Genomic DNA, 13903 nt, shown 5'->3' with positions numbered 1-13903 from the left:
CACGACGCTGGTGCGTGGTGCGAGTACGAACTGATCGGTAAAAGCTTTGGTAACACTGGCGTTGGTGGCACCATAAGTTTTATAACCGGCCCAGTCGCCCATAACCAGTATACGAGTGGGAATAATCCCAATAGCGGGGCGCAGATCGCTGGTGAACAGCTCGTACATTACCTGTCCCTGCGTGGCGGCATCGCTTTTAACCGCTTGTTCCAATGCCACCGCTACTTTGGCGGTATCGCTGATCATGCCGGGCAACATCATTTTCTGATAAGTTCTTACCTCATCGGGTGTTTGGGCAACCATGCCCGCACGCATTTGTGTGGCCATAGGACGCGCACTTTCGGCAGTGGAAGCGGCGTCCATTAAAGCTGGCAGAAACGGGGCCGAGCTTACGATCACCAGGTCGCCTACTACTTCGGGATGTGTTACCCCTATTTTTAAAGCCAGCCATCCGCCCAGGCTATGACCTACGATAATGGGTTGCTTTAAGCCCTTCTGTTTTATATACACCGCCAGTTCGTTGGCTAAGGTAGCAAGTATGGAGTCGGACTTAATCGGCGGCACACCGGCAAAACCCGGGAGGGTAATGAGATGGCATTCGTAACTGCCGGCAAAACGGCTGGCAGCTTCTTTCCACACCTCGCCGGCGGAGTATAAACCGGGAATAAATATCATGGGGCGACCTTTGCCAATTACCTCGTCCTTAAAGGACTGTTGCCCAATGGCCGTATTGATGTTGCATAAAAGCAGGAAAAAAATGAAGTGAAATGTAATGTGTTTCATAAAGGTTGTTTTAACAGTACAAAGAAAGTGCTGCCTCCCAACTCCCTGAAACCATATTGATGTAATCATGGTTTTAGCTGCTGAAATGCCCTTAGCAGCCTGTTTAAGGCGTTATCTCCACCTCCGGGGCCCAAGTGTATACTCCGCTGCATTTCATCCTCTGGTCAGCCTGTTTCGTCAATAAATATTGTTAACTTATATGCCATCTGGTAACTTACATCACATGAAATGGTTTTTACGGTACAAGCTGCACCACGTTCTCTTTTGGATAGCGTACTTCACGTTCTGGGTGTTCAACTCTATGGCCGCCTACGACTACTCGCTTTTAAATGCGATGTTAACCACTGCCATATGGCTGCTGGGGCAGGGGCTGGCGGGCTACATCGGCATGTATGTGCTGGTACCGAAATACTTTAATACCCGGCGTTACGGCAGATTTGCGTTATGGTGCGCACTGGTTATTATGGCATCCGCGCTATTTATACAGGTGCTTATGCACGTTACATTAGCCATCACCAAGCCTGGCTTTATGGAGCAGTACCCTACGTTCGACTTTTACCGGTATGTATTACTGGCCAACGTATACACCACGGCGATCGCTATTGCCGCCAAGGTAGTACGCGACAAACTGCGGCACGACCGCATTCAGCGGCAGGTTGAACAGGAGCAGCTGCGTAACGAACTACGTTTCCTGAAATCGCAGATCAACCCACACTTCCTGTTTAACGCCATCAACAGCATTTATGTGCTGATAAAAAAGGACGCCGACCTGGCGGCACATACGCTGGCCAAGTTCTCGGACATGCTGCGTTTCCAGTTGTACGAGTGTAATGCCGACGAAATCAGTATCGACAAAGAAATTCTCTATCTCCAGAATTATATATCGCTGGAAAAACTGCGTAAGGGCAAGGGACTGAAGGTGGATTTTGAGGTAGATGCGGGGGTACATAGTTTCGGCCTGGCGCCGCTGCTGCTGATCCCTTTCGTGGAGAATGCCTTTAAACACGTATCGGCCTACACCGACCGCGAAAACTACGTTAGCACACAACTGGACTATACCAACAATACGTTTAACCTCACCGTGGAAAACACGGTGGATAAAAGCGCCATTACCGAAGAAGATATACCCGGCGGTATAGGACAGCAAAACGTTAAACGCAGGCTGGAGTTGCTGTACCCGGGCAAACATACGCTGGAGATTACCGACAGGGATGGTATATACAAGGTTTCACTCAACTTACAGGTACAATGAATATCCGTTGCATGATCGTAGACGATGAGCCACTGGCCCGGGAGGGCATGGAGCTGCTGGTAAATGATGTTGGTTTTCTGCACCTGGCCGCGCAGTGCTGCAATGCCATGGAGGCCAGCGAAGTACTGGCCGCTCAAAAGATCGACCTCATTTTCCTGGACATACAAATGCCCAAGATCAGGGGCATCGACTTCATTAAAAGTCTGACCACCCGCCCACTGGTGATCATTACCACGGCCTATCCCAACTTCGCGCTGGAGGGGTTTGAGCTGAATGTACTGGATTACCTCGTTAAACCCATTACGCCCGAGCGTTTCCTGAAGGCGGTAAACCGTGCCCGCGAATTGATGGAATACAAGCAGGGCGGGCCTGGCAGCGTGGACGATACCTATTTCTTTATTAAATGCAGCCAGGGGTACGAGAAGATATTTTATGCGGATATCCTTTTTATAGAGGCCTCGCAAAACTACGTTACGCTATATACCAACCAGGGCAAATACATGACCCTGGCCACGATGAAGGGCATTGAGGAACAATTACCGCAAGGCAGGTTTCTCCGTATACAAAAGTCGTACATCGTTGCACTGGGCAAAATACAGTCATTCATTAATAATGAAGTAGTTATAGGCCCTCACAAACTGCCTGTAAGCAAAAGTTACCGTGATGAGCTGATGCAACTCATCGACCAGAAGCTCATTAAGAAATAGCCGTTAACAAAATATTTTTAGCCCTGTTTAGTCCAAACTCAGTAAAATCAGGGGGCATGCGTATAAATACGCAAGGGGAAATACCGTATTTCCCCTTGTGCATTAACAAAAAATGCCTGCTATTTTTGTTTTACCATTTGACCCCAAAGTTATTCGATAGTTAAGCCAGTGGTTTTCAAGGACGGCCTTTCATTCATAAGCCCCTATGACCAGTATACCGTTAGCCGGTACCAGATGAACAACTGGCGGCCTTTCGATCCAGGATTGTTACCCAATCTTTTATTCATTGGTTCGAACCTTGTAAACGAACATCCCTTTTCCTGTTAATCGCCTGCATCCATTATCATTCCCCATTACCTTATTAATTCCTGAACAGGATGTGTGATTACACGCTTTTCCTGCAGGGGAATAGTGAACAATGAAAAAAATATTGGTCCTATCTGTCTCATATGCACTCTTGTGTTAGTTTAATGCAATCGCTGAAAGAGAGAGCGGGGCGTTTGTTCCGCTCTCCCGTTTCTGAAGGGCCGCCGCATTATTCAGGTTTGTTCTCCATGTATTAAAAAAGCGCCGGTTCCACAACCGGCGCTTCCATCAACATCCAATTCAAACTTACTATTTCAGCTCCTTTATCCACTCCTGGGCAAAACCTCTTACGGTGGTAGTTACATCTTTACCAGCACGAAAGGCCATTTTCCAGTGAGGGTTTTTACTTTCGTATGTTTTGTTTACGAATACTTTATGCCCGTATTTCTCCGTAAGCTGGGCGTTAAAGTCCACTCCTTCGGTAGCATCCAGCATTTCCTGCAGGCGTAGTTTAATGTAGGCATTGGAGCTGGCCGGAAAGGTTTTTTCCCAGGCCTCCATGGCGTTATCAAAGTCCTTTTTGCGATAGTCGTAGGTTTGTTTCTCTCCTTCGATCATCATATTTAACATATCGCTCTTGTTGGCTTCCGCATCTTTCAGGTTTTGTTTGAACATGGTAAGCGTTTCACCGATCGTTTTCTTCATTTCCGGGTCGGCCATGGTTTGCAGGCCTTTCTCCAGGTTAGCAATCCCTTCTTTCAGTTCTTTAATGTATTTGGTGCGCACTTCCTCATCCGTTTTAGGCGGGGCAGGTGCTGAAGGCTTTTGCTGGCTGCGGTAAGCATCATACTCTTTGCGGAACTCATCGCCCTGCACATACTGTTTGGTGTACACGAGCAAATCCTTTGTTACCGCTTGCCTGTCGCCGGCAGCAATGTTTTTGATATTACGGGCACCGTAAAACTGCAGGTAACCCGACAGGAAGCTGCCTTTAATGTTCGTAGTGGCTTTCGACTGGCTCAGGCCCAGTTGGGCCCATACGTCGGCATACAACTTATCGGCCTTAAAGGCCACCAGCATGGTGCAGGAAAGGGCCCAAACCGCGATGCACAGTATTTTAACGGCGGTAAAAAGCCTGGAAATAATATTCTTTTTCATTTCTTTGGGGGTGTTAACGGGGTTATATATTTTCAAGTTTCCGTTACAAAGTTGCGAACAAGGAGCATCACCAAAAAGGGAAGGCTGAATGAACTGCCGAAAAACATAGCTGAACTGTATACGGTAAAAGGAGCCACCTTTTCGTATTTTTCATCCCCAATTCATACATATGAATCTGCAATTCATGCATCTTTATCCTCACTATACCCCTCCGGCCGGGCCGTCAGCAAGGGAAAATGCCTACTTTTCGGGATCAATCTGTATGCAACGCAAATGATTTCCTTACCACAATATACCCGGAAGGACCTGCTGATATTCAGCGGGATGCTGCCTGTTATGCTGCTGGTACTCAACTCGGTGATGTTTGATGTGCGTTACTTTACCGAATGGAAGGTGTTTGTTTGGTCGAGCCTTATTATGGCCGTAGTCATCAGCATCCTGTGGACGGGCCTTACCTGGATAGCCGTTACGCTGCGCGACAGGTTTCCGCTACACGAGCAGCTCATGAAACGATTGTCTATCGCCATCTTCCTGTTCATTGTCAGCACCGCGCTTTGTATTACCCTCATCTTTTGGGGGTACGACCACTTCCACCTGTTCGGCTACCGTATGAACGAAGCGCGGTATGAGTGGACCATACTGGCAGGCATGGTATTTAATATCACCATTACTTTTATTCATGAGGGGGCCGATGGGTTTGATAAATGGCAAACCACCCTGAAAGAAACATCGCAGTTAAAGATGGAATATATGCAGAGCCGGTTACTGGGCCTTAAAAGCCAGGTGAACCCACACTTCCTGTTTAACTGTTTCAATACGCTCTCCAGCCTTATCCACGAAAACAAGGAACAGGCAGAGGCTTTTTTAGATGAGATGAGTAAGGTTTACCGGTATTTGCTTCGTAGTACGGACGAGCAGTTTGTATCGCTGGCTACTGAAATGCAGTTCACGCAGTCTTACTACAAACTCCTGAAGGCCCGCTATGGCGATGCACTGCAAATGGAAACAAACATCACACCTTCGGCCGCGGCACAAATGCTGCCACCACTCACGCTGCAAATGCTGCTGGAAAGCAGTTACCAGTTAAACGCCATGAGTAAAGAGCAGCCGCTCACCATTCACATTAACAGTCTGCCAAACGGTTGGCTCGAAATACGGAATAACCTGCAGCCTAAACTGGGTGAAATTACCGAGGAAACCGATGCCGGTATAGACAATGTGATCAACAAATTCCGGCTGTTATGCCACCGTGAGATCGTGATCACCAGCACGGAACAGGAAAGGGTAATACTTTTACCATTAATCAACGAAGACAGCTTAAAGAGATGAAAGCATGGATGAAGCCCATACGGTCCGAATGGATCACCGTATTTGCACTGATCCCCGTGATTAGTGTGCTGCTCAACCATTTGCTTTATGGCGACCGATTGTGGACCGACCCCGAAATATGGTATTACTCCGTGCCCGCTATGATGGTAGTGGGATTGATAAGCTGGTACCTTTGCGTAGCCGTGATGCACTGGCTGCGGGTGCGTTACCCTGATATGCGGCAAACCGTACTAAGACTCGTGTTGCTGGCATTATCCTACATCCTGCTTACCTCGCTCACCTTCGTAGCGATGTTTTATAGCTACGACCGGTTTAATATACTTGGCTACAACTTCAGTCCCTCGCACATACGCGTACCCATCTTTATATCGGTATCCATGACGCTCATTGCCTCCGCATTCTGGGAGGCAGAATACGTACTGGCCCGCTGGAAAGAAAGTATGGCAGAAAAGGAAATGATCCAGCAGCAGTCGGTTTTCCAGGAGTTTGAAACGTTAAAGAACCAGGTAAATCCACACTTCCTGTTCAATTGTTTCAATACACTTTCTTCTTTGATCAGTGAAGATGCGAAACAGGCCGACTTCTTCCTGAACGAATTGAGTAAGGTATACCGCTACCTGTTGCGCAATAATGAAGATGGGCTTTCGTCGCTGGACAATGAACTTAAATTCATCCGTTCATATTTCGAGTTGCTCAAACACCGTTACGGCGATGCCGTTCAGTTACAGATAGAGGTGGACAAGAAGTATGCTGCGTACCTGCTGCCATCGCTAAGCCTGCAACTGCTGGTAGAGAACGCCGTGAAGCATAACATCGTTTCCAAACAACAGCCACTGGTGATTGATATTTTTGCGATGGCAGGCAACAAGCTGGCCGTGAATAACAATCTTCAGTTGAAACTGATTAAAGCGCCGTCCAATAAAGTAGGCATCAGGAACATACAGGAGAAGTACCAACTGTTAAAACAGGAGGGCTTCCAGGTGTTGGAAGATGCGCGCAACTTTACCGTAGTACTGCCGTTAATATGGGCACACCCTAATAACCGGTCCGTTTTGGTAGAACGGCCCATCAACTTAGATCCCTCCATACTAACCCCTAAAAACAAGTGATATGAAAATTTTAATTGTCGAAGACGAAGAACTGGCTGTAAAAAAGATAAGAAAAACGCTGGCCAGTGTAGATAGTACGGCCGAAGTAGCCGGTGTTACCGATAGCATCCGCGCCACGGTAGAATGGCTGGAGAACAATCCTTCCCCCGACCTCATACTGATGGACATCGAACTGAGCGATGGTCAGAGTTTCGAGATCTTTAACCGCGTAAAAGTAAAAGCCTCCGTTATATTCACCACCTCGTACGATGAGTACGCGCTCAAAGCATTTAAGGTAAACAGCATCGACTACCTGCTTAAACCCGTACAAAAAGAAGACCTGGACGCTGCGCTGCAAAAGTACCACCAGCTAAAAGACCATTACGCTACCGGCGCCGCCCCCAATGCGCAGGTAAACATGGACAACCTGGCCCGCGAGCTGTTCCAGAAGCTGCAGCAGAAAGATTTTCGCAAACGTTTCCTGGTTAAGAACGCGCAAAAGCTGGTATCCATAGAAGTAGAAGATATCGCTTACTTCTTCAGCGATGGCCGCCTCAACTTCTTCAAGACCTTCGATAATAAAAAGTTCGTAGTCGACTATACCATGGACGAACTGGAGGAAATGCTAAACCCGGAAACATATTTCCGCATTAGCCGTTCCTTCTTCATTTCGGTAAACAGTGTATCGCAAATCCACGAGTACTTTGGTAACCGGCTGATGTTGCAACTGAAACCAGAGGTAGATAAAGAGGCGTTGGTAAGCCGTGAAAAAGTAGCCGATTTCAAGAAGTGGATGGGTAAATAATTACTTAACAGGCACCTGCAGAATGATGGAGATGCCACGTTTATCTGCCTGGATGTCGAGCAGGGCAGGCAATTGGGCAGCCCGTTGCTGCATAGCTTCGAAGTAACGCTGGTCGGCTACGGCCTCTACCACCGTGAAGGGGCCTCCCGCATGTATCTTTAACAGGAAGCGCGATTTAACAAGGTCCATGTTTACCAGCACAATGGTGCCCTCCGCATATTGCGAAATGTAGTTAAGTGCATCTTTAAACAGGAAATAAATATCCTGCCGTATTTTCATATCCAGCGTAAGGGCAGCGATGTTATCATCCACGGCCATTTTAACAATAACACCATGACTGCTTTGCAGTCCGTCGCTGAACTCCTGCATGCGTAACAGCGTTTTCTGCATACTGTCGTTTTCGGGTTGTATGCTCCACAATACATCGTCCATCGCATCTATCATTTCCCGGCTCTTTTCGCTTATCTGTTCAATGTATTCCTTCGATAACGTTATATCCTTATCCGCCTTCATCTTAGCCATTTCGCTAAGCAGGTTAATATTGTTGAGCGTCGTATTAACTGCGGCATGCAGGTTAGCTGCAATCTGCGAGCGTACTTTCTGTACACCCATTATCCGTTTTATCCGCTCCCTGTCTATCCAATAAAGAATGCCCGTAGCCAGCAATGTTAATGCACCGTAGAACCACCAGGTACGCCAGAAAGGGGCATTTACGTGGATATGTACCGTGGTTACATCGCTGCTGAATACGCCATCGCTGTTCTGACTTTTTACTTTAAAAGTGTAGTGCCCCGGGGGCAGATAATTATACACTGCCTCTTGTCTTTCATCCGCCTTAATCCATTCCTCATCCTGCCCCTCGAGCTGGTAATAGTAAGTGAGTTTATCGGGGTTAAGATAGATGAGTGAGCTAAAGCCGATGGTAATAGAGGTACGGTCATAATCCAGCGCCACATCTTCCAGCGCCAGCAGTGAGTCTACCAACTGCGGCTGGTTTTCGAGGTTAAAGGAAGTGATGACTACATTACGCGGTGCCGATGATTGCTGCATCCGTTCGGGATCAAACATCAGGAAGTTATGGTCAGAGGGAAATACGATGCGGCCATCCGGCAAACTGCCGGCACCGATGGCGGCAAAGTTGTCGTAGGTAATACCATCGCGCCGGTCGTACAAAGTAAAAAGGTTTTTCTCGAGGTTCATGCGGCAAAGTCCGTTGGCAAGGCCCATCCAGATATAACCGCTACGGTCCTGCACCAAACCGAACACCGTGTTAGAGGGCAGGCCCTGTTGCGTGGTATAAATCTTTATATCACCGCTTCGGACGTTTAGTACGTTCAAAGCGCCGGTACTCACAACAAACATACTATCGTTCAACTGAATAATATCGTGCGGCGTGTTTTCATATAACCGCTTTCCTTCGGCACCTTCGGCGTTGTAGCGGTTCAGCACCGCACCGGTGGTTGCATCTATACGCGCAAGGCCATATCCCTGGCAGCCTGCCCATATATAACCCTGCTTATCGCAGAACAGGCGGTGTTGCAGGCCTTCCTTCATTACAAGCGAATATCCTTTAGTGGGATCATCGCCGGAGGCTTTGCGGTCCCATTTGATGAGCAGGCCACGCTGGGTGCCTATCCACATATTTCCCTGCTGATCTTCTACCAGCTCACGTACAGTACTTTTCTGGAGGATGGGAGGTTCGAGGTAAGTGCCCTTTTTCTTTTCGTTATCGTATACAAGCAGGCGGCCGTCCTGCAGGCCCAACCAAACTCTTTTACCATCCCGCTGCTCCTTGATGTTCCATACCATGGGCGCCTGCTTAGGGTCCAGGCCCGGCGGCGGTGGAATGGGGTTCATTTCTTTATCGTAGAAGTATAAACCGCCACCCCAGGTGCCCACCCACATTGTTCCGCTCTGCGTTTTAAGAACAGCCTGCACGGCAACTTCTGCAGGCTTATCGTTATAGTGTTGCGGGGTATAATTCTTAAACACCTCGGCATCGGGGTTAAATATGTATAGCCCATTATCAGAGGCGGCCCAGAGGTTTTGTTCCCGGTCTTCATACAGATTATCGACCCGGTCGAACTTAATACTGGTTTCATTGGTATACTCGTTACGGACCAATAAAAAGGGACGGGCAGTATCGCCGGTAAACTCCGCAATAAACGGATAACCATGGAACCATACACGCCCGTTACGCTGCACCAGCGGCCCGAACACCTCGTGGTAACCGATTTTAACAGCAGCGTGCAGGTTGTAATCGTGACCACGGTTAGTGGTAAGATCGAATACGCAGATGTAAGGACCTGGTTTGCCAGGTTCCCAGGTAATAAAAGAAAGGCGGCGGTTTTTATCGAGTGTTAGCCAGTGTGTGCTTTTGAAATGCTGGTACCAGTTAATAAACGGATCATTGTCCGGGTTGTGACCGCGGTAGTTGAGGTGTTTGGTAGCGGGATCGTACATCACCACCCCCTGCGCACAGGAGATCCACATCTTTCCCGATTTCTTATCATCAATAATGCTATTCACACTCCAGCCGGCAGGTGCTGGTATAAAGTCAGATACCTGCTTAAACTCGCTGGCCACACTGTCGTACATGTACATCCCGTTTTCCTGGGTGATTATTAACAGTTCGCCTCTTATTTCAGTAAGTCTTTTATTGATGTAAATGTTATTACGGTTTCTCCATTTCACCGGCACCTCCGTAAACTTAAAGGTACGGGTATCGAACAGGCCCAGCTTATTATCGCCCGTACCCACCCAAAAACGACGGTGCGCATCTTCATAAAGTAAACCTACATAGTCGTTAGGGAACGGATGTATGTTGCCAGGCTGGCGGTTAAAAGAGAGAAAGGTGGTGCCATCGTAGCGTTGCAAACCGTTATTGGAACCCATCCACATATATCCGCGATGGTCCTGCAGAATAGATGTGATGATATTTGAAGAAAGTCCGTTAGCGGTAGAGAGGTGCCTGAACACGTATTGCCTGGCCTGTTGCGCGAAGGCATTTGAGGCAAGGACAAAAAACAAAAGGGGGAGCAAGATGCGTTTCGCAACCATATACTGTCAGGGAAAAGCTGATCAAATATACTCATCGCGCACCGTAAAAAGAAAAACGGTCTATGCGCCATTTTCCTCAACTGGTTCAGGCTGTTATTTTAAATCGATGCGTGGCGGGGCATCTTTGCGGTACATTATTTATTAATCTCAAAACATTCGTTTGTATGAAAAAGATCCTAGCGGTGCTTATACTGCTGGCGGCCGCATTCACCTCCTGTGATAAAGACGACAGTAAAGGCGGCACATTTAAAGGCCCCGAAGTAAAGTTTCATGATGGTAAAGCGTGGACATGGGTTAAACTGGACAATGAAGAAAAGCCACTGCAGGTTGGCGTAACCATTACCGATGCCGCATTTAACAGTGTTCCTTTTCCTCAGAACATGCCTCCCGGCCACGACATGTCGAACAGCTTTTCATTAAAGCTGCATGCTAAAGCCAAAGTACTTCCGTTCACACACATCGGCCTCGACTGGAATCCGGCAGGGCACGAGCCTCCAGGCATTTACGACAAACCACACTTCGACTATCACTTTTACATGATCAGCGAAGCCGACCGTTTGAAGATCAAACCTTACGAGCAGGATAAAGCGAAGTTTGACAATGCGCCAGCACAGGGTTACCTGCCGGCCGTGTACATCAATCCCGGCGGCGGTGTTCCGGCAATGGGCGCACACTGGATAAATGCCAATTCACCCGAATTAGTACCTCCGCATAACTTCACTGAAACCTTCTTCTTCGGTTCATTCGATGCCAAAGTGATTTTTTACGAACCGATGATCACGCATGACTTCATCAAAACCGTAAACGGTACATTCAGCAAGGATATTCCGCAGCCCACTAAGTTCCAGGCTAACGGATATTATCCTACCAAATGGAGTATTACCCGTAAAAACGGAGTTACAGAAGTTATTCTCGATGGCTTTGTTTACAGAACTGCTTCATAACATGCATAATTTCCCCAAAAAGGAAGCGTCCCGGCAAATTCCGGGACGCTTCCTTTTTATGTTCATATCGTTTATAACAAAGCGCGCGACTTCAGCTCCAGGTACTTGTTCACCAGGTCCACCGTTAGGCCGGCCGGCGTGCTGATCAAAGAAAGAATACCGTATTTAGACAACTCGCGTGCGATCAGTTTTTTTTCATACGAGAACTTCTGTGCAATGCCCTGCACGTAAATATCTTCTATAGTAAGGGCCTCGCTGGTAGTGAGTTTATGCACTTCCGTATTCTCAAAAAACACAACCAGCAACAAATGGTACTGTGCCAGTTTACGCAGGTAAGGCAATTGGCGCTGCAGGCTGCTCATCGACTCAAAGTTGGTAAACAGGATAAACAGCGAACGTTGCGAAATGGAAGTACGGAGCGTTACCGCCAGTCGTTCATAATCGCTTTCCTGCCACTGTGTTTGCTGGGCGTACAGCATTTCCAGTATCTTGTTAAGCTGCACCTTTTTGTTAGCAGCGGCCAGCACTTCCACCTTCTGCTCAGCGAAGGTGACCAGGCCCGCCTTATCGCCCTTATTCAATGCTACTTTACTAAAAATCAGCGAAGCGTTAATGGCATAGTCCAGCAGGGAGAGCCCGTCGAAAGGCATTTTCATGGTACGGCCTTTATCGATAAGGCAATATATCTGCTGCGAGCGTTCCTCCATAAAGTTGTTCACCATCAGTGTGCCGCGGCGGGCGGTCGCTTTCCAGTTAAGCGTACGCACATCGTCGCCCTGGGCGTATTCCTTAATATGATCAAACTCCATACTATGGCCAATAGCGCGGCGGGTGTGTACACCATATTCGTTCAACTGGTTATGCACGGCATACAATTCGTAATGGCGCATTTGCTGGAAGGCCGGGTATACTTTTACCGTTTGCTCCTGTTGAAAAACGATCTTTCTCCTCGACAAACCGATGAACGACTTTACGAAGACATTAATAAACCCGAACTGATAAACGCCCCGCTCCGTGGGCCGCAGGTTATACTCCACCACCTTCTCATTAGCCGATGGTGTCAGTTTCGTTTTCAGTTCGAAATTACGCAGCTGGAACTGGAAAGGCAGTTCATCTATCACCGTTACCGACACAGGAAAACGCATTTTGCTCACAACGCGTATCACCAGCTTGTTAGGGTCGCCGTTGCTGAGGCGGTCGCTCACCTGCCTTTCGGCCAATACCGGCTTGCGTGGGATAAACAGCAAAGCCATATCTGCCAGCAACAAAAGCAGCAGCAGCCAGAAGGCCGTTTTACCCACAACCAGCAGTACCGGAAAGAAGAATGCGAGTATAAAAACCAGTATGACCCCACCCAAAGCGAAGTAAAACCTGGCGCCAAAAAACAGCGAATCAAATAATTGCTTAAGTCTGTGCATGTAAATACGGATGTTTTAACGCGGCACTTCCACGGCCTTCAGTATTTCGGCAATCACCTCATCTGGCGTAATACCTTCCATTTCGCGCTCGGGCGACAGCATAATACGGTGGCGCAGCACGTGTGGCAGCATACTCACAATATCATCCGGCGTTACGAAGTCACGATTGTTCATCGCCGCGGCAGCTTTAGCACAGTTCATTACCGCAATGGAAGCACGCGGCGAAGCGCCCAGGTACAGCGATGCGTTCATCCTGGTTTCGTGTACCAGCGTGGCGATGTACTGAATCAATTTATCGTCGATATGCACCTTTTTTACCTGTGCCTGCAACTCACCGATAGAGGCGGCTGTAAGTACGCGGTTCACCATATGATCGGTACGGTGACCGTGCGGTTGCTGGTGATTGGCTTTGAGCATGGTAAATTCATCTGTCAGCGCAGGGTATTTCACTTCTATTTTAAAAAGGAAACGGTCGAGCTGTGCTTCGGGCAGGCGGTAAGTACCTTCCTGTTCGATGGGGTTTTGCGTGGCAATCACCATGAAAGGAGCGTCGAGTATATGCGTTTTACCATCGTTGGTAATCTGCCTTTCCTCCATTACTTCGAACAGCGCCGACTGCGTTTTAGCGGGGGCCCGATTAATCTCATCTATCAGGATAATATTTCCGAAAATAGGGCCGCGTTTATATTCGAACTCGCGCGACTGCGGGTTAAACACAGAAGTTCCCAGCACATCGGCCGGCATCATATCAGGTGTAAACTGGATACGCGAAAACTTGGCATCAATGGTTTGGGCCAGCAGTTTGGAGGCCAGGGTTTTGGCCACGCCGGGCACACCTTCGATGAGTACATGCCCGCTGCTCAGCAGGCCGGTAATAAGCAAGTCTACCATTTCATGCTGACCTACCACTATCTTCCCTACTTCACTCCTTATTGCCTGTACTGCTTCGTGCAGCGCCGAAAAGTCGGCCCGTGGCTGAAAACTATCAATTACTTCTGTTTCCATCTAGTTTGTTTTTAAATAAAAATGGTAAATACTTTTATAGAATGCTTT

General features: G+C 48.0%; 11 protein-coding genes. 6 read left to right on the top strand and 5 right to left on the bottom strand.

What is annotated here, in order from left to right; translation table 11 throughout:
• Positions 1 to 783, bottom strand: a 783-nt coding sequence (locus tag QZT80_RS02055; RefSeq protein WP_295117105.1) for an alpha/beta hydrolase, incomplete at its 3' end; no start/stop codon positions are given.
• 223 nt (positions 784 to 1006) lie between these two features.
• Here QZT80_RS02055 and QZT80_RS02050 point away from each other — a divergent pair.
• Together QZT80_RS02050 and QZT80_RS02045 are read left to right on the top strand one after the other, a co-directional pair.
• On the top strand, positions 1007 to 2035 hold the full coding sequence (locus QZT80_RS02050; protein WP_295117104.1) for a sensor histidine kinase: 1029 nt from the start codon (positions 1007 to 1009) through the stop codon (positions 2033 to 2035).
• On the top strand, positions 2032 to 2742 hold the full coding sequence (locus QZT80_RS02045; RefSeq protein WP_295117102.1) for a LytTR family DNA-binding domain-containing protein: 711 nt from the start codon (positions 2032 to 2034) through the stop codon (positions 2740 to 2742). The genes QZT80_RS02050 and QZT80_RS02045 overlap by 4 nt, the downstream gene beginning before the upstream one ends.
• 615 nt (positions 2743 to 3357) lie before the next feature.
• Here QZT80_RS02045 and QZT80_RS02040 read toward each other — a convergent pair.
• Complete coding sequence (locus tag QZT80_RS02040; RefSeq protein WP_295117100.1) at positions 3358 to 4206, bottom strand: hypothetical protein; 849 nt, start codon at positions 4204 to 4206, stop codon at positions 3358 to 3360.
• A 273-nt stretch (positions 4207 to 4479) separates the two neighbouring features.
• Between QZT80_RS02040 and QZT80_RS02035 the strand changes: the two genes are divergently transcribed.
• From QZT80_RS02035 to QZT80_RS02025, 3 genes are read left to right on the top strand one after another with little or no spacing between them, the layout of a single operon-like run.
• Positions 4480 to 5535 carry a histidine kinase gene (locus tag QZT80_RS02035; RefSeq protein ID WP_295117098.1) on the top strand — a complete coding sequence of 352 codons (1056 nt, stop codon included), beginning with the start codon at positions 4480 to 4482 and terminating at the stop codon, positions 5533 to 5535.
• On the top strand, positions 5532 to 6644 hold the full coding sequence (locus QZT80_RS02030) for a histidine kinase (protein WP_295117096.1): 1113 nt from the start codon (positions 5532 to 5534) through the stop codon (positions 6642 to 6644). Before QZT80_RS02035 ends, QZT80_RS02030 begins: the two co-directional genes overlap by 4 nt.
• A gap of 1 nt (position 6645) precedes the next feature.
• Complete coding sequence (locus tag QZT80_RS02025; protein ID WP_295117094.1) at positions 6646 to 7428, top strand: LytTR family DNA-binding domain-containing protein; 783 nt, start codon at positions 6646 to 6648, stop codon at positions 7426 to 7428.
• Here QZT80_RS02025 and QZT80_RS02020 read toward each other — a convergent pair whose 3' ends face one another.
• A complete protein-coding gene (locus QZT80_RS02020) occupies positions 7429 to 10458 on the bottom strand; it encodes a two-component regulator propeller domain-containing protein (RefSeq protein ID WP_295117092.1) in 3030 nt (1009 codons plus the stop codon). It lies immediately after the preceding gene.
• A gap of 194 nt (positions 10459 to 10652) precedes the next feature.
• On the opposite strand from QZT80_RS02020, the gene QZT80_RS02015 reads away from it, so the two are divergent.
• On the top strand, positions 10653 to 11432 hold the full coding sequence (locus QZT80_RS02015; protein ID WP_295117091.1) for a DUF5602 domain-containing protein: 780 nt from the start codon (positions 10653 to 10655) through the stop codon (positions 11430 to 11432).
• 71 nt (positions 11433 to 11503) lie between these two features.
• On the opposite strand, the gene QZT80_RS02010 is transcribed toward QZT80_RS02015, so the two are convergent.
• Together QZT80_RS02010 and QZT80_RS02005 are read right to left on the bottom strand one after the other, a co-directional pair.
• Positions 11504 to 12850, bottom strand: coding sequence for a DUF58 domain-containing protein (locus QZT80_RS02010; protein ID WP_295117089.1), 1347 nt, complete (start codon positions 12848 to 12850; stop codon positions 11504 to 11506).
• Between the two features lie 15 nt (positions 12851 to 12865).
• The gene (locus QZT80_RS02005) at positions 12866 to 13855 is read right to left on the bottom strand and encodes a MoxR family ATPase (protein ID WP_295117087.1); all 990 of its coding nucleotides are present in this window, start codon (positions 13853 to 13855) and stop codon (positions 12866 to 12868) included.
• Positions 13856 to 13903 lie beyond the last annotated feature (48 nt).

It is taken from the genome of uncultured Chitinophaga sp. (genome assembly GCF_902168175.1).
Lineage (GTDB): Bacteria > Bacteroidota > Bacteroidia > Chitinophagales > Chitinophagaceae > Chitinophaga.
This window is presented reverse-complemented; position numbering and strand designations above follow the sequence as displayed.